Source organism: Allobosea sp. AK1, from assembly GCF_006714945.1.
Classification (GTDB): Bacteria; Pseudomonadota; Alphaproteobacteria; order Rhizobiales; family Beijerinckiaceae; genus Allobosea; species Allobosea robiniae.
Window position 1 is genome coordinate 731,905 of record NZ_VFMG01000001.1, and the last position, 16,339, is coordinate 748,243.

The following is a 16,339-nucleotide window of genomic DNA, read 5'->3' on the forward strand; positions in this document are numbered from 1 at the left end:
TCTGCAAGCAGCGTCGGCTCAGTTCATCGACACCGCGACGAAACGGACTTCGCCCTGGCCGTTAGAGACCAGCAGGAGGGCAGATTTCTTGCCCTCCTTCTTCAGCGCATCGAGCCGCTTGGTCACGTCCTGCGGCGCATTAACCGGCTCCTGGCCGACCTCGACGATCAATTCGCCGACGAGGATGCGCTTGTCGGCAGCATTCGAGTTGGCGTCGACCTTGGTGATGACCACGCCCTTGACGCCGTCCTTGATCGTGTAACGCTTCCTGAGCTCGTCCGTCTGCGGCGAGAATTCGAGGCCGAGTGCGGTCGTCACGGACGGCTTGGCCGGCTCCGCCGCCGGCTTGTTCGCCGAGGCCGACTGGACCTTCTCGCCATCCTCGAGACGACCGAGCTTGACGGTCTTGGTCTCTTCCTTGCCCTTGCGGATGATCGCGATCGGCACGTCCTTGCCGACCGGCGTCGCCGCGACGATGCGCGGCAGATCGCGCGAATCCTTCACGTCCTTGCCGTCGAACTTGACGATCACGTCGCCGGTCTCGAGGCCAGCCGGCTTGGCCGGGCCTTTCTCGTCGACGCCGGCGACCAGCGCGCCCCGCGCCGTGCCGAGACCCAGGGCCTCGGCGGTGGCGTCATCGACCGTCTGGATACGCACGCCGAGCCAGCCGCGGCGGGTCTCGCCGAACTCCTTGAGTTGGTCGACGACATTGGTCGCCAGCGTCGAGGGCACCGCGAAACCGATGCCGACCGAGCCGCCCGTCGGCGACAGGATCGCCGTGTTGATGCCGATGACCTCGCCGGCCATGTTGAACAGCGGGCCGCCCGAGTTGCCCTTGTTGATGGCCGCGTCGGTCTGGATATAGGTGTCGTAAGGGCCCTGGCTGATGTCGCGGTTGCGCGCCGAGACGATGCCGGAGGAGACCGAGCCGCCGAGGCCGAACGGGTTGCCGATCGCCATCACGGGATCGCCGATCCGCATCTTGTCGGAATCGCCGAACTTCACTGCCGGCAGCGGCTTGTCGTGCTTCACGCGCAGCACCGCGAGGTCGACCTTGGTGTCCTTGCCGATGACCTCGGCCTTGAGCCTGAGGCCGTCGTTGAAGATCACCGTGATCTCGTTGGCGTCGCCGATGACGTGGTTGTTGGTGACCACGATGCCAGACGGATCGATGACGAAGCCCGAGCCGGCCGATTGCGAACGGCGCTGCTGCGGTGCCTGACGCTCGCCCTGCTGGTTGCGGCGGTTGAAGAATTCCTCGAACAGGTCGCCGAAGGGCGTATCGGGGCCGAGCTGCGGCAGTTGCGGCAGGTTGCGGCCCTTCTGGTCGTTGGTGGTGACGGCGGCAATGTTGACCACCGCCGGCATGACCTTGTCGACGAGATCGGCAAGCGAGGTCTGCCCCTGCAGGAGCGGCGTGTTGGCCTGCGCATGCCCCGGCGCCAGCACCGGCGAGGCCAGCAGCGCGAGGCCGGCGACGCCGGCAGCGAGAGCGATGCGGACAGGCCGGACTGCGGAAAGGGTGTTCGATGCCATAGGGGTCCTCATGTCGGAAAGATACGGGCCGATCGATGCAGGCAGGCGCGCCCGGACCATGCGAGGCAGACGGGCGCGCCCGTTGATTGAACTCCGAAATGCGGCGGAAGGGCGACGCACGATCATGTCATTGAACACGATCCTGTGCCTGCCCCCCATTCTACCAGATGCCGCGCGCGACCCAGACCAGGATCACGCCCAGCACCGCCGAACCGATGCCGATGAGCCGCATCCGGTCCGGCGGGGTCTCCGCCGCGCTGCGCAGGGCATCCTTCGCCAGATGCGGGATCGCGGCGAAGAGAATGCCCTCGATAGCGAAGACCAGGCCGAGCGCCGCGACGAAATCAAGCATCCGCGTCGCTCGCCATGATCAGGGCCGGGCAGGCGCAGGCTGGGCAGGCGCCGCCGGAGCGGTAGCCTGGCCGTCCTGACGCTGCGCGTTCGGGCCGTTGAAGAAACGGAAGAACGGCGAATCCGGCGTCAGCACCATCCGCGTATCCCCCGGCTTGATGCTGGCTTCATAGGCCTGCATCGAGCGGTAGAAGGCGAAGAACTCCGGGTCCTTGCCGAAGGCTTCGGCGAAGACCTTGTTGCGCTCCGCCTCGCCCGCGCCGCGGATCTCGTCGGAGTGCTGCTGCGCCTCCGCCACGATCACGGTCGAGTCCCTGTCGGCCCGGGCCTTGATCTCCTGCGACTGCTGGCCGCCAAGCGCGCGTGCTTCCGCCGCCTCGCGCTGACGCTCCGTCTGCATGCGCTGGAACACCGCCGCCGAGTTGGCCGCCGGCAGGTCGACGCGCCGCAGCCGGACATCCACCACGGTCATGCCGAAGCGCGCCGCCTCGCGGTTCACGTCGTCGCGGATGCGGTTCATCAATCGCGTCCGGTCCGTGCGGACCATCGCCGTGAAGGTGGCCTCCGCCAGCACCGAGCGAACGTTGCCGTTCACGATCGAGGCGAGCTGCGAGTTCGCCCGCGGGATGTTGTTGACCGCCTGGTAGAAGCGCAGCGGATCGGAGATCCGGTAGCGGGTGAAGGCATCGACGACGAGACGCTTCTGGTCCGAGGCGATGATTTCCTGGGCCGGGAGGTCGAGATCGAGGATGCGGTTATCAAGCAGGGTGACCTGCTCGAACGGAGCCGGCAGCTTGAAATACAGCCCCGGCGCCGTGACGACGCTGCGGATCGCGCCGAGGCGCAGGACGAGGGCCGACTGCGTCTGCGAGACCACGAAGGTCGACGCGTAGAGCACGATGGCGACGACGACGACGGCGAAGAAGAGCACGCCGCGCAACACGGGGGAGTTCATCGCAGAGCCCCTCCCTGCTGCTGGCCCGGAGCCGGGCGCCGTTGCTGGAGCTGGTCGAGCGGCAGATAGGGCACGACGCCCTGCCCGTTGCCCGTCGAGTCGAGGATGATCTTGTCGGTCCCGCCCATCACGCGTTCCATCGTCTCCAGGAAGAGACGCTCGCGCGTCACGGCCGGAGCGTTCTTGTATTGCTCGTAGACCGCGTTGAAGCGGCTCGCCTGACCGCGTGCCTCGGCGACGGTCTGCTCCTTGAAGGCTTCAGCCGCCTGCGTCAGCTGCGCGGCACGGCCGCGTGCCTCGGGCACGACGCGGTTGGCATAGGTCTGTGCCTCGTTGCGCAGGCGCTCCTGGTCGGCGCGCGCCGCCTGGACGTCGCGGAAGGCGTCGATGACCTGCTGCGGCGGGTCGACCTTCTGGAGCTGGACGAGGCTGATGCGCACGCCGGCATTATAGCCGTTGAGCGTGTCCTGCATCAGCTGGCGCACCTCGGTCTCGATCGCGCCGCGATCGGTCGTCAGCACCGGCTGGATGTTGCGCCGGCCGATGATCTCGCGCATCGCGCTCTCGGCCACGGCCTTCACCGTGCCGGACGGATCCTGGATGTTGAAGACGTAGTTCTCGGGCGCGGCCGGGTCGATCTGCCACTGCACGATGAAATCGATGTCGACGATGTTCTCGTCGCCGGTAAGCATCAGGCTTTCTTCGGTGACGTCGGTCTGGCGCGAGGTCCGGATCGATTCGACCGTCCGGAAGCCGACCTCGGTGGTGATGACGTTCGTCACCTGCGGCTTGATCACGCTGCCGATCGGATAGGGCCAGTTCCAGTTCGGGCCTTCGCCGGTCTTGCCGGCGAAGCGGCCGAACACGACGTTGAGGCCGACCTCGTTGGGCCGCACGAAATAGATGCCGGAGCCGAGCCAGATCAGGATCAGCGCCAGGATGCCGAGAAGCAGGCCGCGCCCGCCGATATTGCCGCCGGGGACCAGGTTTTTCAGCCGGTCCTGGCTACGCCGCAGGATTTCCTCGAGATCGGGCGGGTTGCCGTTGCCCCCGCCGCCGCCTGAACCGCCGCCCCAGGGACCGCCGCCACCACTACCTCCGCGCTGACCCCAGGGACCTCCCCCGCCGCTGCCACCGCCGCTCTGATTGCTCCAAGGCATTCTCGAGCCGTTCCCTTTCGTTCTGTCGAGGCCAAGCCATAAGCAAATGACGGCCGCTTGTCAGCGCCTTCGGCCGAAGGCGCTGGGCTGACTTGGTCATGGGCCATGGATTCGTCAACGGCGCAAGCCATTCATCGTGAATGGAAAGCGGCGATCAGCCGCGTCGGCGCCAGGTGACGAAGGTATAGGGGTGCTCGTTCTCGGCGTCGGCCGGGTGGTGGTCGTTGGCACCGGCCTCGAAGGCGTCGTGCTCCCAGTCGGGGAAGAGTGCGTCGCCTGATGGCTTCGCATGCACGAGAGTCAGCTCCAGCCGGTCGGCCAGCGGCAGGGCCTGGCGATAGACCTCGGCGCCACCGGCGATCACGACGGAATCCGCGCCGCTGGCCGCAGCCAGCCGCTGCCCGATCTCCAGCCCTTCGTCGAGCGAACGCGCAACGCTCACCCCCTCCGCCGAAAAGCCGGCATCCCGGCTCAGCACGACGATTTCGCGCCCCGGCAAGGGCTTGCCGATCGACAGGAAGGTCTTGCGCCCCATCAGCACCGGCCGTCCCAGCGTCAGGCTGCGAAAGTGCTTGAGGTCGGTCTTCAACCGCCAGATCAACCGGTTGTCGTCACCGATCACATTGTTGTCGGCGACAGCCGCGATCAGAACGATCGGACGTTTCTCCATGGCTCAAACCTCCGCGCCCAATCGCGCGAGCGCCTCGCCCTCCAGCCGCTTCACGGTCCACTCGTCCTGCGCCGTGGCGCCGAGCGCCCGATAGAAAACGCGCGAGGGTTCGTTCCAGTTCAGCACCCACCAGGCCAGCCGCGGCAGTTTCTCCGCGACACAGCGCCGCGCAAGCCCGGCGATCAGCGCCTTGCCGATGCCGCGCCCGCGCTGGTCCGGCCGCACGAAGAGGTCTTCCAGCCAGATCCCGTGCCGGCCGCTGAAGGTCGAATAGGTGTAGAACCAGACGGCGAAGCCAACCGCCTGGCCATCCCATTCGGCGATGTCGCAGAACGCCTTCGGGTCCGGCCCGAACAGCGCGGCCTCGATCTCGGCCTCGGTCGCGACGACCTCGTGCAGCAGCTTCTCGTATTCGGCGAGTTCGCGGATGAAGCCGAGCACGAGCCCGGCCTCGCCGGGTCGGGCGGAGCGGATGGTGAGGGTCATACTGCGATCGGAGCCTTGATGCCGGGATGCGGGTCGTAATCGGTGATCGTGACATCCGCGAACTGGAAATCCTCCAGCCGCGTCACCGCCGGGTTGAGCGTGAGCTTCGGCAACGCGCGGGGCTCGCGCGAAAGCTGCAACCGGGTCTGGTCGAGATGGTTCACATAGAGATGGGTGTCGCCGAAGGAATGCACGAAATCACCGACGCCCAGGCCCGTCACCTGCGCCACCATATGGGTCAGCAGCGCATAGCTCGCGATATTGAAGGGCACCCCGAGGAAGACGTCGGCCGAGCGCTGGTAGAGCTGGCAGGAGAGCTTGCCGTTGGCGACGAAAAACTGGAACAGGCAATGGCACGGCGCCAGCGCCATCTTCGGGATATCGGCCGGGTTCCAGGCCGAGACGATCAGCCGGCGCGAATCGGGAATGCGGCGGATCTCGCTCACCAGCCAGGCGATCTGGTCGATCACCTGCCCGTCGGGCGCCGCCCAGGAGCGCCACTGCCGGCCATAGACCGGGCCGAGATCGCCGTTCGCATCGGCCCATTCGTCCCAGATCGTGACGCCGTTCTCCTGCAGGTAGCGCACATTGGTGTCGCCGCGCAGGAACCAGATCAGCTCGTGGATGATCGATTTCAGGTGCAGCTTCTTGGTCGTGACCAGCGGAAACCCCTCCGACAGGTCGAAGCGCATCTGGTGGCCGAAGACGGCCAGCGTGCCGGTGCCGGTGCGGTCGTCCTTGCGGACGCCCTCGGTCAGGACGCGTTGGAGCAGGTCGTGATACTGGCGCATGGCGACTCTCTGGAAGGCGCGCGACTATAGCGGCTGACGCATCGCTTGGCCCTGTCCGGCAGGCAGGCATCCCCAGCCTTTGCCGCACATCCTGTCAGCGTATGGCGGGAACCTGTCTCCTCACGCAAACGCGACGGCCCGTGAGGCTCCTCCGTCCGCAAACCCGCCCCAATCGGCGCCGCTCATCGCGCGCTTGATTCGTAGGGATAGTCGACATGCCGACCCTGAACCCGCCGCGCCGTCTGCTGGCGGCGCTCGCTCTCAACGCCCTGATCGTGCTGTCCGCCCATGCCGAGGAGACCTATGCCGGCGCGACAATCTCGGAGCGGCAGGCCCGCGACATCGCCTGGAGCGCCGGGCTTGTCCATGTCGAGGAGATCGTCCGTTCCGGTGATCGCTGGGAGGTTGCCGGCCGCACCGCCGAGGACGACGAGATGAGCCTCGACATCGACATCAGAAATGGTCGCATTCTCGATTGAGGCGGTGAAGCCTCACTCTTTGTCGAAAACGCATGAGAACCCTTTCCCAACGCCACGGGCTTCCCTATATTCGCAGGTGCCGCTCGCAAGAACGGCTATGGCGATAAACGGATCTCGAAATAAGCCTTTCGGACCCGGGGGCAGTACCCGGCGCCTCCACCCCAGCCCTGCGGCGCGAGCAGCAGGAACTTGCAACCGAGCGGTTGCAGGGCTGCGGCGGGGGCGAAACAGGATCGACGAGGGTGTAAAGGTTATCCTTTTGCTCGGCATGGTTCCGCCGTTATCGGGCCAAAGCATAGTTGCCAACGACAACAATGCTCGGGTCGCCGTCGCCGCGTAAGCGGTGCTGGTTCCCAAACCAAAGCCCTTGCGTTTAGCCGCGTAAGGCGGGGCTCGGAGGCGCCTGGCAACAGAAGCCTCCACTTCTTTTTCTGACGGCCTGCCGGCTGTTCCCGCCGGAACGCAACAAGCGGAAATCGCGCCTCGATGTCCAAGGATGTTCTTCGTTACGATCTCATGGTGCAGGATGCGCTGAAGGGCGTGGTCCGCAAGATCCTGACGGAGGCCGCGCGCGACGGGCTGCCGGGCGAGCACCATTTCTATGTGACGTTCCGCACACAGGCGCCGGGCGTGCGCCTGTCGCAGCGTCTGCGCGAGAAGCATCCCGACGAGATGACGATCGTCCTGCAGCATCAGTTCTGGGATTTGAGCGTCGGCGACCATTCCTTCGAGGTCGGCCTGTCCTTCTCCGGCGTGCCGGAACGGCTGCTCGTTCCCTTCGACGCGATCTCGACCTTCTTCGACCCTTCGGTCCAGTTCGGCCTGAAGTTCGAGGCCCAGGGCGAGCCCGAGGATGCCGCCGCCATGCAGGAAGCCGAGCCGGCCGAAGCGCCGCCCGCGCCGGCCCGGATCGTGCCGGCCGCCCTTCCGGCCACAAAGGGCAAGGCGCCCGCCGCTGAGGCAGCCGCAGCGCCGGCGAAGGCCGAGCCTGCCGTGGAAGGTGACGATGAACGCGGCGGCGCCGAAGTGGTCAGCCTCGATTCCTTCCGCAAGAAGCCCTGACGCAAGAAACCTCGACGACGGACGCCATGACCGAAACGCGCACCGAAACCGATTCCTTCGGCCCGATCGCGGTGCCCGCGGATCGATACTGGGGTGCGCAGACGCAGCGCTCCCTGGAGAATTTCCGTATCGGCGGCGAGAGCGAGCGCATGCCGCTGCCGCTGGTCCATGCGCTGGTGCTGGTCAAGAAGGCTGCCGCCCATGTCAACGCCAAGCTCGGCCTGCTCGACCAGCGCGTCGCCGGCGCGATCGCCCATGCCGCGGACGAGGCGCTCGCCGGCAAGTTCGACGGGCATTTCCCGCTGGTGATCTGGCAGACCGGGTCGGGCACCCAGTCCAACATGAACGCCAACGAGGTCCTGGCGAACCGCGCCAACGAGTTGCTCGGCGCGGGCCTCGGCGCCAAGAGCCCGGTCCACCCCAACGACCATGTCAATCGCGGCCAGTCCTCGAACGATTCCTTCCCGACCGCGATGCATATCGCGGCGGTGCTGGAGATCACGCGCCGCCTGCTGCCCGCCTTGCGCAGCCTTGAAAAGGCGCTGAACGCCAAGGTCGAGGCCTTCAAGCATCTGGTCAAGATCGGTCGCACCCATCTTCAGGACGCGACCCCCGTCACGCTCGGCCAGGAATTCTCCGGCTATGCGATGCAGCTTCATCTTGGCATCGGCCGGATCGAGGCGGCGCTCGGCGGGCTCTACGCGCTGGCGCAGGGCGGCACGGCCGTCGGCACCGGGCTCAACACCCATCCGGACTTCGCCGCCTTCTTCGCCAAGGAAACCGCGACGCTGACCGGCCTGCCCTTCCGCAGCGCCGACAACAAGTTCGAGGCGCTGGCGAGCCATGGCGCGCTCGCCGCTGCCCATGGTGCGCTGGCGGCGCTCGCTTCCGACCTGTTCAAGATCGCCAACGACATCCGCCTGATGGGCTCCGGCCCGCGCTCGGGCCTCGGCGAGATCAGCCTGCCGGAGAACGAGCCCGGCTCCTCGATCATGCCGGGCAAGGTCAATCCGACCCAGGCCGAAGCGCTGACCATGGTCGCGACCCAGGTCCACGGCAACCAGGCGACGATCGGCTTCGCGGCCTCGCAGGGCCATTTCGAGCTCAACGTCTTCAAGCCGGTGATCGCAGCCGCCTTCCTGCAATCGGTTCGGCTGCTCGCCGACGCGGCCGAGAGCTTCCGCGTCAACTGCGTCGAGGGCATCGAGGCCAACGAGGCTCAGCTCAAGGAGCTGCTCTCGCGCTCGCTGATGCTGGTGACGGCGCTCGCGCCGGCGATCGGCTACGACAAGGCCGCCAGCATCGCCAAGGCCGCCCATCACAACGGTACGACGCTGCGCGAGGAAGCGCTGAAGGCCGGCGTCGACGCCGAGCTCTTCGACAGCACGGTCAAGCCCGAGCTGATGCTCGGCCCGGCCTGACACGAGGCTCGCCCGGTGGCCGAGATCATCAACCTCCGTCAGGCGCGCAAGCAGAAGGCGCGCGCCACGGCTGAGAAGACGGCCGAGCAGAACCGCATCTCCTTCGGCCGGACCAAGGCCGAGCGCAAGCTGACCGAGGCCGAACGCGACAAGGCCGCCCGCCATATCGACGGGCACAGGCTCAACCGCGGCGACGACGAGCCGGAGCCGGCATGAAGCCGGAGCGCAAGCGCTCGCTCAGCATCGCCGGCCACCGCACCAGCATCTCGCTGGAAGCCCCCTTCTGGGAGGCACTGAAGGAGATCGCGGCGAGCGAAGATCGCCCGATTGCCGCGCTTGTCGCCGAGGTCGATTCCGGGCGAGGCGAGCTGAACCTCTCCTCCGCCCTGCGGCTGCATGCGCTGGCGCATTACCGGCGGTTGGCGGGCGGCGCCTGAGACGGCGCGGTCGATTGCCAGCCATCGACAAACCGGCATCGCCAATCAGAATACCGTTCTTGGTCAGGCGCTTATCGAAAGATCCGGAATCAAATCGCGAATCCGTTGAATCGAGCTCTCAACGCGCCGGCGCGCTGCGCGGCTGCGGCACAGGCTGGATCTGCATCGGCGGCGGCAATGGCGCGACGCCACCGGTCGGCGGCTGGACCGCTCCTTCCGGCGAGCTGCTGCGCGGCGCCCCCGGCAGCACGAGCGGGCCGGGCTGCGGTTGTGGCTGAGCTTGCGGCGCCGCCGATTGCGCAGCCGCCCGCTCGGCTGCGGCCCGGGCGCGCTCTTCGGCTTCCGCTCGTCGGCGCGCTTCCAGCTCGGCGCGAGCCTGCTCGGCGCGCCTGATCTCCTCGGCGCGCTTCTCTTCGGCCAGACGCCGTTCCTCCTCGATGCGCCGCGCCTCTTCCTGGCGTTTCTCCTCGGCGAGGCGAGCCTCCTCCTGCGCCTTCAGGAACTCGCCCAGCTTGCGCTCGTTCTCACGCATCTCGCGCTCGGCCCGGAGCCGGCGCGCATGCAGCGAGCGCTCGCGCGCATCGGCCTCGAAAGCCTCGACCCGCTCGATCTCGCGCGCCAGCGCCCGCGCCGCAACGGTGTTCGACAAGGCGCTGACATCGCTCTCCCGCCGGAGGTTCGACAGCGGTCCTCGCCAGGCGATGCCGATCTGCGGCGCATCGCCCGGCCAGCCCTTGGGCAGGGCACCCAGCGGCTTCAGGCCGAGCCTGAGATCGGCGGTCAGCGCGCGCAGGTCGAGAACGCCGCTCGCCTCGGCACGCAACCCACTGCGCTCGAAGGTAAAGGGCTGGAGCCGGATCAAGCCGCCGGCCAATGTGAACGGCAGCGTGACATCGCCGAGAGCCCAGGCATCCTTGTCGAGCGCCTCGCTGAGACGGTCCCGCAAGCGCGACGCGTCGCTCTCGGACGCATCCTCGCCGGTCCCTGCGATGATGCGCGCATAGGCGTTGGGGTCGAAGCGGGCGAGGCGCGTGCCGTTGAGCGCCAGGCTGCCGGCACCGCTCAGGCCCGCGACCAGCCGCGCCGGCGTCTCCCCCGAACCGCCGAACTCGATCTGCCCCGAGGTCTTGCCGCCGACCGCCCCCCTGGTCAATTCGCCGAGATCGATCGCCATCACGCTGAGCCGGCCATTGATTTGGGCGAGCCCGCCGTCGCGCCGCAGGCCGAGTCGCCCGGCAACCTGCCCGCCGCCATAGCTGCCGCGGATATCGTCGATCCTGAGGCCGTCCTGATCCGTCCGCAGGGTGAAAGCGGCATTGCGGATGGTGCCGTCCTCGAAGGCGAGCAGCGCGCCGGTCTCGACTGCGATGTCGAAATCGGGGAACCCGGCAATGCGCCCGAAGCGCCCGGTCGACCAGATCGCACCGGGAGCAGCGGCGACTTGCCCGAGCGCCGCATTCATCAGCGGGCGCAGATCGACGGTCGGGACCGCGATACGACCTGACGAGCGCCCCTCACGCGGCAGCAGCAGCGAGCCGCTTACCGACATCCCGCCGAGATGGGCGGTGATCTCGTCGAGCCGGATCGCCTCCTCGGCAATGGTGAGCCGCGCATGCGCATCGATGACGCCGTCCGGCAGCAATCGCGCCGGCCCCTCGGCAAGGATCTGTCCCGGCCCATCCGCCTGCATGCTCAGTTGAGGCCCCTGTCCGCTATCCTCGACGACAACAGACAGCCCCTGCCCCGCCAGCGAGCCGGTTGCCTTGCCCCGGTCCAGTTCGAGGTTGAACTGGCCCGCGCCGCCCTGCTGCGGCAGCGGCAGGCCGAGAGCCGCAAAGGCCTGTCGCCGGTCGTTGAGCTCGAAGCCCAAAGCCGCCCGGCTCCAGTTGCCGGCCCGGTCGATCCGTCCGTCGAGCTTGAGCTTGCCGGCTGCGGCCGTGCCTTCGGCGGACAGGCTGGTCTCGCCCGAAGCCGCGCGCGTCAGGCGGAAACCGGTATCGAGCCGCGCCAACCCCTCGCCGACGCGCTGGAGCGCCTGCACCGCGGCTTCCGGCAGCAGCGGCCCGGCCAGCGCCGTCAATGTCTCGAAGCGCGGCGCCCGTACCCGACCGGAAATCTCGCCGCCCTCCGCCAGCAGCGCGCCGGCGCCGGTGACCGCCACACCACCGAAGCCTTCGACCGAAAGCCGGCTCAGCCGCCAGATATCGCCCTCGCGACGGAGGTCGAGATTGGCCGAGCCCGGCGGCGCGTTGCGGAAGCGCAGATTGGTGAGCACGAGCTCCAGCGCCACATCGCGCTGCCGCAGCAGGCCGGAGAGACTGGTGCCGGGCGGCAGGGTATCGAGCGAAAGCCCATTCACGGAGGCCTTCGCCGCGATCCGGTTCGGTGCGATTTCACCGGATGCCTCGAGCCGCAAACCCGACGAGCCCGCGACCAGCAGGCGCTGGAACCGGCCGCCCCGGCCCGTCCAGGCGCCGACGGCATCGGCATCGATCCGACCGAGGCGCGCAATGAAATCGGCCAGTGCAGGATCGAGGCCCGCCCGCGCCAGCACCAGCCCGACGCGCCGCGCATCGTCGGCCTTGAGGTTGAACCGGCCCGAGGCCCCTTCCGAACTCAGGCTGCCGCTCGCGCCCAGCAACGCGCCGGCCACGCGCACTGAAGCGGAGGCATCGCTCAGGCCGCCGTCATGCAGGCGCCCGCGCAGGGCGAGCGTCGAGAAATCCTCGCCGCGCCAGATCAACTGGTCGAGATCGAGGCTGACATCGAAAGCGCCGGGCAGGCCCTGCAAGGCGCGTTCGAAGCCCTGCCGCTCGGCCAGCGCCGTCATCAGCGCATCGGCATCAAGCCGCCGCGCGCGCAGGGCCAGCGAGCCCTTGCCCGTTCCGGGCAGATACTGCCCCTCGCCTTCCAGACGCGCCGCCCCGCCCGCGACATCGAGCGTGAGCCCGGCGAGGTCGAGCTGCCGGCTGCCGCCCTTGACCCGCCCGGTCAGCGCGACTGCCCCGCCCGGCGAGAGATTGAAGGCGCCGTCCAGTTCCGCCCCGAAGCCTTCCGCCCCTTTCGGGAAGAGCAGCGCGCCGTCGAAGCCGAGCTGCAGGTCCTCGCCGGTGAGATAGGCCTTGGTCCGCAGCCGCCCGTCGGCCTCCATCTCTCCGGTCGTGACACGCAGCGACGCCCCCGCGACCTCGCCCTCGAAGCGCCACGGGCCGGCAAGGCTCACCGCCGACATTTCGGCCGCGATCGGCGAGAGCGTGACGGCTGGTTTCCTGGCCTCGCGCCAGATCAGGGTCGAACGGCTGATCGTCAGGCGGTCGAGGCTCGCCCCTGCCGGAATGCCCTTGCCGCTTCGCTTGGGCAGGCGAATGAAGCCCGCCTCGTCCAGCAAGAGAGAAACCGCCGCACCGTCGAGCCGCGCTTCGGAGAAACGAAAATCGCCGCGGGCGAGCGCCGCCAGCGCCAATTCCACGGTCACATGTTCGGCCGTCGCTGAACTTGCCGAGCCGTCGCCCGGCCCGATCCGCACATCCTCGAGCGCAATGCGTGGCGATGGCAGCAGCCGCAGGCCGATCCCGCCACCGATCTGCGTCTCGACGCCGAGCGCCTCGCTCAGCCGCGCCTCGATCTGCGGCCGATAGGCCTGCCAGTCGACGAAACCGGGGCCGATCAGGGCCGCCAGCAGCGCCAGCACCAGCAGGCCGGCCAGAACTGTGAGACTCTCACGCAAATTCCGCTGTCTACCCCTGTCGCTCGTGGAGCGGCGCCGCTTTTCAGCCTGCCCCGACCTTGCGACCGAACCACGCCGTCATCCCGCAGTTGCCCCGGAATGACGGGTCCGTTTCGTCGCAAGGACGGTCTGCGCCGGAATATCCCATCCTGCCCGCAAGTCGCGGCGAGATCACGACATTTCGGCGAAGGAAACCAAGGGCGCAAGCCGTAACGACATCACAGGGCGACGATTTTTCCGGGATTGAGGATATTGCGCGGGTCGAGCGACCGTTTCAGCACCCGCATCACCGCGAGCGCCTCGGCCCCGTGCTCCAGCTCGAGATACTTCATCTTCTTCTGACCGACGCCGTGCTCGCCGGTGCAGGTGCCGCCCATGGCGAGCGCCCGCTTCACCAGCCGGTCGATGAAGCCCTGCGCCCGCTCGACCTCGGCGGCATCAGCGAGATCGACCAGCGGCTGCGTGTGGAAATTGCCGTCTCCGACATGCCCGGCGATCGGCGCGATCAGGCCGGTGGCTTCGATGTCGCGCTTGGTCTCCTCGACGCATTCGGCCAGGCGGGAGATCGGCACGCAGACATCGGTCGCGACCGAGTCGAAGCCGGGCCTGAGCGCCTTGGCCGCCCAATAGGCGTCGTGCCGGGCCTGCCAGAGCTTGGAACGATCCTCGGCCTTGGTCGCCCAGTCGAACGGCCCGCCGCCGAATTCGGCCGCGATCTCGCCGAAGCGCTCGGACTGCTCCTTCACGCCCGCTTCGGTCCCGTGGAACTCGACGAACAGCATCGTCGTCTCGGCCAGGCCGAGCTTGGCGTGCAGATTGACGCCGCGGATCATCACGTCGTCGAGCAGTTCGATGCGCGCCACCGGCAGGCCGGTCTGGATCGTCAGGATCGTCGCGTCGCAGGCCGCCTTCACCGAAGGGAATGGGCAAACGCCGGCGGAAACCGCCTCCGGGATGCCGTGCAGCTTCAGCGTCACCTCGGTGATGATGCCGAGCGTGCCTTCCGAGCCGACGAGCAGGCGCGTGAGGTCGTAGCCGGCCGAGGTCTTGCGGGCGCGCGTCGAGGTCTTGACGACCGAGCCGTCGGCCATCACCGCGGTCAGCGCCAGGACATTGTCTTTCATCGTGCCGTAGCGGACCGCATTGGTGCCGGAGGCGCGCGTCGCCGCCATGCCGCCGATCGAGGCGTCGGCGCCGGGATCGATCGGGAACATCAGGCCCTGGTCGCGCAGATGCTCGTTGAGCTCCTTGCGGGTGACGCCGGCCTCGACGACGACGTCGAGATCCTCGGCATGAACCGCGATGATCCGCTTCATCTGCGACATGTCGATGCAGACGCCGCCGAAGACGGCGTTGACATGGCCCTCCAGCGAAGTGCCGGTGCCGAAGGCGATGACGGGCACGCCATGGGCGGCACAGAGCTTCACGATCTGCGAGACCTCGTCCGTGCTCTGCGGGAACACCACCGCATCCGGGGGCTGGTTCGGGATCCAGGTCAGCGTATGGCCGTGCTGCTGGCGCACGGCGAGGCTGGTGACCAGCCGGTTGCCGAAGCTTGCCGCCAAGCCTTGCGTCACCGCCGCGATCGCCTCCGGCGAGGGCGGCAGCACTGCGGCCGGGACAGGGCTGTCATGAGAGGCGGCTGCAGGCAGGCTCATTGTCAACATCCAGGTTGGGCGCTTAGACTTGGAACAGATCGGTTTCGCAATTGGTTACGCTTCGACATGGTCCTGCCATACTGGCCGGTCCAAGATGCTGACGCCGCTTGCGAGCGATGCATACTAGATCATGCGACGATGAAATGGGCAGCGGCAATAATGCCGCCGGCCCTTGAACGAGGCGCCTGTCAGGGAGGCGATCATGAAACACGATACGCGCGCCCCGGCGCTGTTCTTCGCCCCCTTCGTCTCCTCGGCGATGCGGGTCGAGCCGCAATGGATCGACTATAACGGCCATCTCAACATGGCCTATTACCATGTGCTGTTCGACCGCGCGGTCGACGAGGTCTTCTCGCTGGTGGGCCTCACCCGCGACTATGTCGAGACGCGCCACGCCTCCACCTTCGCGGCGGAGTGCCATATCCTCTACAAGCGCGAGTTGACCGAGGGCGATCTCGTCCGCATCACCGCGCAGCTCATCGCCTTCGACGACAAGCGCCTGCATTACTATCTCGAGATGCGGCATGCCAACGAGGGCTGGCTCGCGGCGACCAGCGAGAACCTGTCGCTGCATGTCGACATGATCAGTCGCAAGGTCACGCCCTTCCCGGCCGATATCCTGGCCAATATCGCCCTGATGAAGGCCGCGCACAGCATGATGCCGCTGCCGGTCACGATCGGCCGCATCATCGGCATGCCCCGGAAATCGGCGATCCGGGTCGAGGACACGGCTGAAGAGCGCGAGACCGAGACCGAAACCCGGCATTGAACGATCGCCGCCTCAGGGATCGTCGTCGGGAATCTTGAGCTTGTGCCCGCAGGCCTTGCAATAGACCGCATCGGGCTCGTGGCGCTGGAGCGCGCATTCCGGGCAGGGAAACAGCACCTTGTTCGGGCGGAACAGCGCCTGCGCCAGGCGCACGAACAGCGTGATCCCGACGATCATCACCAGGATCGAGGTCAGCTTGCCGGCGATGCCCGGCAGGACCACGTCACCGAACCCTGTCGTGGTCACCGTCGCGACCGTGAAGTAGAGCGCCTGGACGTAGCTTTCGAGCCCGCCCTCCTGCCGAAAGAAGAAGGTGTAGACGAAGCCGGTCACCACGAAGAGGAAGGTCGCGATATTGCCGAGCGCGCGGACCACGTTCTCCCATTCGCGGAAGCGGGTTTCGCGGAACTGGGCCCAGACGATGCCCTTATGCGACAGCGACCACAGCCTGAGGATGCGCAGGAAGCCGAAATTCTCCAGCCATTGCGGCATGAGCAGCGTCAGGAGGATGAAGAGGTCGAGCAGCATCGTCGGCTGGCGCAGCAGCCTGAGCATGTTGGTCGAGGCCAGCAGGCGCGCCGCGATCTCGGCGACCATGATCACCGCGACGGAATAGTCGATCCAGAGGAAGGCCGCGTTCTCCCTGAGCAATGGCGTCAGGATGAAGAAGGCGATGATCAGGAGATCGACGACCGTCGTCACCGCCTGGAAGCGCAACGCGGCGGGCGAGCGGCCGTGATAGAGCTGGCGCAGCCGGTCGCGGAGAACCTCGAAGCGGCTTTCGTCGGAGGGGTCGGCTGAATCCATCGCCGGCAGCATAGGCATTCACGCGGCGTG

General features: G+C 67.5%; 16 protein-coding genes and 1 other RNA gene. 7 read left to right on the forward strand and 10 right to left on the reverse strand.

Annotated elements, in window-relative coordinates; genetic code table 11:
- Positions 1-18 precede the first annotated feature (18 nt).
- From FHT98_RS03865 to FHT98_RS03895, 7 genes are all read right to left on the reverse strand, one after another.
- Positions 19-1,536, reverse strand: coding sequence for a DegQ family serine endoprotease (locus FHT98_RS03865; RefSeq protein ID WP_142112552.1), 1,518 nt, complete (start codon positions 1,534-1,536; stop codon positions 19-21).
- Positions 1,537-1,696: 160 nt separating this feature from the next.
- Positions 1,697-1,888, reverse strand: a complete 192-nt coding sequence (locus tag FHT98_RS03870; RefSeq protein WP_061966816.1) for a DUF2065 domain-containing protein — start codon at positions 1,886-1,888, stop codon at positions 1,697-1,699.
- 18 nt (positions 1,889-1,906) lie between these two features.
- Positions 1,907-2,842, reverse strand: coding sequence for a protease modulator HflC (hflC, locus tag FHT98_RS03875; protein ID WP_091856472.1), 936 nt, complete (start codon positions 2,840-2,842; stop codon positions 1,907-1,909).
- Positions 2,839-4,002 (reverse strand): FtsH protease activity modulator HflK, encoded by a 1,164-nt coding sequence (hflK, locus tag FHT98_RS03880; RefSeq protein WP_061966814.1) that lies wholly within the window; start codon positions 4,000-4,002, stop codon positions 2,839-2,841. Before hflK ends, hflC begins: the two co-directional genes overlap by 4 nt.
- Positions 4,003-4,156: 154 nt before the next feature.
- Complete coding sequence (locus FHT98_RS03885; protein WP_091856470.1) at positions 4,157-4,672, reverse strand: dihydrofolate reductase; 516 nt, start codon at positions 4,670-4,672, stop codon at positions 4,157-4,159.
- 3 nt (positions 4,673-4,675) lie between these two features.
- Positions 4,676-5,158, reverse strand: coding sequence for a GNAT family N-acetyltransferase (locus FHT98_RS03890; protein ID WP_061966812.1), 483 nt, complete (start codon positions 5,156-5,158; stop codon positions 4,676-4,678).
- A complete protein-coding gene (locus FHT98_RS03895; protein ID WP_142112554.1) occupies positions 5,155-5,949 on the reverse strand; it encodes a thymidylate synthase in 795 nt (264 codons plus the stop codon). The genes FHT98_RS03890 and FHT98_RS03895 overlap by 4 nt, the downstream gene beginning before the upstream one ends.
- Before the next feature lie 215 nt (positions 5,950-6,164).
- Between FHT98_RS03895 and FHT98_RS03900 the strand changes: the two genes are divergently transcribed.
- The 6 genes from FHT98_RS03900 to FHT98_RS03925 all read left to right on the forward strand — a co-directional run bounded on the left by FHT98_RS03900 (position 6,165) and on the right by FHT98_RS03925 (position 9,348).
- The gene (locus FHT98_RS03900; RefSeq protein WP_061966810.1) at positions 6,165-6,428 is read left to right on the forward strand and encodes a PepSY domain-containing protein; all 264 of its coding nucleotides are present in this window, start codon (positions 6,165-6,167) and stop codon (positions 6,426-6,428) included.
- 38 nt (positions 6,429-6,466) lie between these two features.
- Positions 6,467-6,852: a transfer-messenger RNA gene (ssrA, locus tag FHT98_RS03905) on the forward strand.
- 62 nt (positions 6,853-6,914) lie between these two features.
- On the forward strand, positions 6,915-7,490 hold the full coding sequence (locus FHT98_RS03910; RefSeq protein WP_061966809.1) for an SspB family protein: 576 nt from the start codon (positions 6,915-6,917) through the stop codon (positions 7,488-7,490).
- Positions 7,491-7,516: 26 nt separating this feature from the next.
- Positions 7,517-8,911, forward strand: coding sequence for a class II fumarate hydratase (fumC, locus tag FHT98_RS03915; RefSeq protein ID WP_091856466.1), 1,395 nt, complete (start codon positions 7,517-7,519; stop codon positions 8,909-8,911).
- A 15-nt stretch (positions 8,912-8,926) separates the two neighbouring features.
- Positions 8,927-9,127 (forward strand): DUF4169 family protein, encoded by a 201-nt coding sequence (locus FHT98_RS03920; protein ID WP_061966807.1) that lies wholly within the window; start codon positions 8,927-8,929, stop codon positions 9,125-9,127.
- The gene (locus tag FHT98_RS03925; protein ID WP_061966806.1) at positions 9,124-9,348 is read left to right on the forward strand and encodes a ribbon-helix-helix domain-containing protein; all 225 of its coding nucleotides are present in this window, start codon (positions 9,124-9,126) and stop codon (positions 9,346-9,348) included. Before FHT98_RS03920 ends, FHT98_RS03925 begins: the two co-directional genes overlap by 4 nt.
- 118 nt (positions 9,349-9,466) lie before the next feature.
- Here FHT98_RS03925 and FHT98_RS03930 read toward each other — a convergent pair whose 3' ends face one another.
- Both FHT98_RS03930 and FHT98_RS03935 read right to left on the reverse strand, forming a co-directional pair.
- Positions 9,467-13,075, reverse strand: coding sequence for an AsmA family protein (locus FHT98_RS03930; protein ID WP_142112556.1), 3,609 nt, complete (start codon positions 13,073-13,075; stop codon positions 9,467-9,469).
- A gap of 218 nt (positions 13,076-13,293) precedes the next feature.
- Positions 13,294-14,733, reverse strand: coding sequence for an FAD-binding oxidoreductase (locus FHT98_RS03935; protein ID WP_142112558.1), 1,440 nt, complete (start codon positions 14,731-14,733; stop codon positions 13,294-13,296).
- 202 nt (positions 14,734-14,935) lie between these two features.
- Between FHT98_RS03935 and FHT98_RS03940 the strand changes: the two genes are divergently transcribed.
- Positions 14,936-15,502, forward strand: a complete 567-nt coding sequence (locus FHT98_RS03940) for a thioesterase family protein (protein ID WP_061967252.1) — start codon at positions 14,936-14,938, stop codon at positions 15,500-15,502.
- A gap of 12 nt (positions 15,503-15,514) precedes the next feature.
- Here the strand turns inward: FHT98_RS03940 and FHT98_RS03945 are convergent, their stop codons facing one another.
- Positions 15,515-16,309, reverse strand: a complete 795-nt coding sequence (locus FHT98_RS03945) for a potassium channel family protein (RefSeq protein WP_061967251.1) — start codon at positions 16,307-16,309, stop codon at positions 15,515-15,517.
- Between the last annotated feature and the right edge of the window lie 30 nt (positions 16,310-16,339).

Bases quoted from the DNA above. Each gene is read 5' to 3' on its own strand.
- FHT98_RS03865 (WP_142112552.1), bottom strand. From the start codon at position 1,536: ATGGCATCGAACACCCTTTCCGCAGTCCGGCCTGTCCGCATCGCTCTC.
- FHT98_RS03870 (WP_061966816.1), bottom strand. From the start codon at position 1,888: ATGCTTGATTTCGTCGCGGCGCTCGGCCTGGTCTTCGCTATCGAGGGC.
- hflC (WP_091856472.1), bottom strand. From the start codon at position 2,842: ATGAACTCCCCCGTGTTGCGCGGCGTGCTCTTCTTCGCCGTCGTCGTC.
- hflK (WP_061966814.1), bottom strand. From the start codon at position 4,002: ATGCCTTGGAGCAATCAGAGCGGCGGTGGCAGCGGCGGGGGAGGTCCC.
- FHT98_RS03885 (WP_091856470.1), bottom strand. From the start codon at position 4,672: ATGGAGAAACGTCCGATCGTTCTGATCGCGGCTGTCGCCGACAACAAT.
- FHT98_RS03890 (WP_061966812.1), bottom strand. From the start codon at position 5,158: ATGACCCTCACCATCCGCTCCGCCCGACCCGGCGAGGCCGGGCTCGTG.
- FHT98_RS03895 (WP_142112554.1), bottom strand. From the start codon at position 5,949: ATGCGCCAGTATCACGACCTGCTCCAACGCGTCCTGACCGAGGGCGTC.
- FHT98_RS03900 (WP_061966810.1), top strand. From the start codon at position 6,165: ATGCCGACCCTGAACCCGCCGCGCCGTCTGCTGGCGGCGCTCGCTCTC.
- FHT98_RS03910 (WP_061966809.1), top strand. From the start codon at position 6,915: ATGTCCAAGGATGTTCTTCGTTACGATCTCATGGTGCAGGATGCGCTG.
- fumC (WP_091856466.1), top strand. From the start codon at position 7,517: ATGACCGAAACGCGCACCGAAACCGATTCCTTCGGCCCGATCGCGGTG.
- FHT98_RS03925 (WP_061966806.1), top strand. From the start codon at position 9,124: ATGAAGCCGGAGCGCAAGCGCTCGCTCAGCATCGCCGGCCACCGCACC.
- FHT98_RS03935 (WP_142112558.1), bottom strand. From the start codon at position 14,733: ATGAGCCTGCCTGCAGCCGCCTCTCATGACAGCCCTGTCCCGGCCGCA.
- FHT98_RS03940 (WP_061967252.1), top strand. From the start codon at position 14,936: ATGAAACACGATACGCGCGCCCCGGCGCTGTTCTTCGCCCCCTTCGTC.
- FHT98_RS03945 (WP_061967251.1), bottom strand. From the start codon at position 16,309: ATGGATTCAGCCGACCCCTCCGACGAAAGCCGCTTCGAGGTTCTCCGC.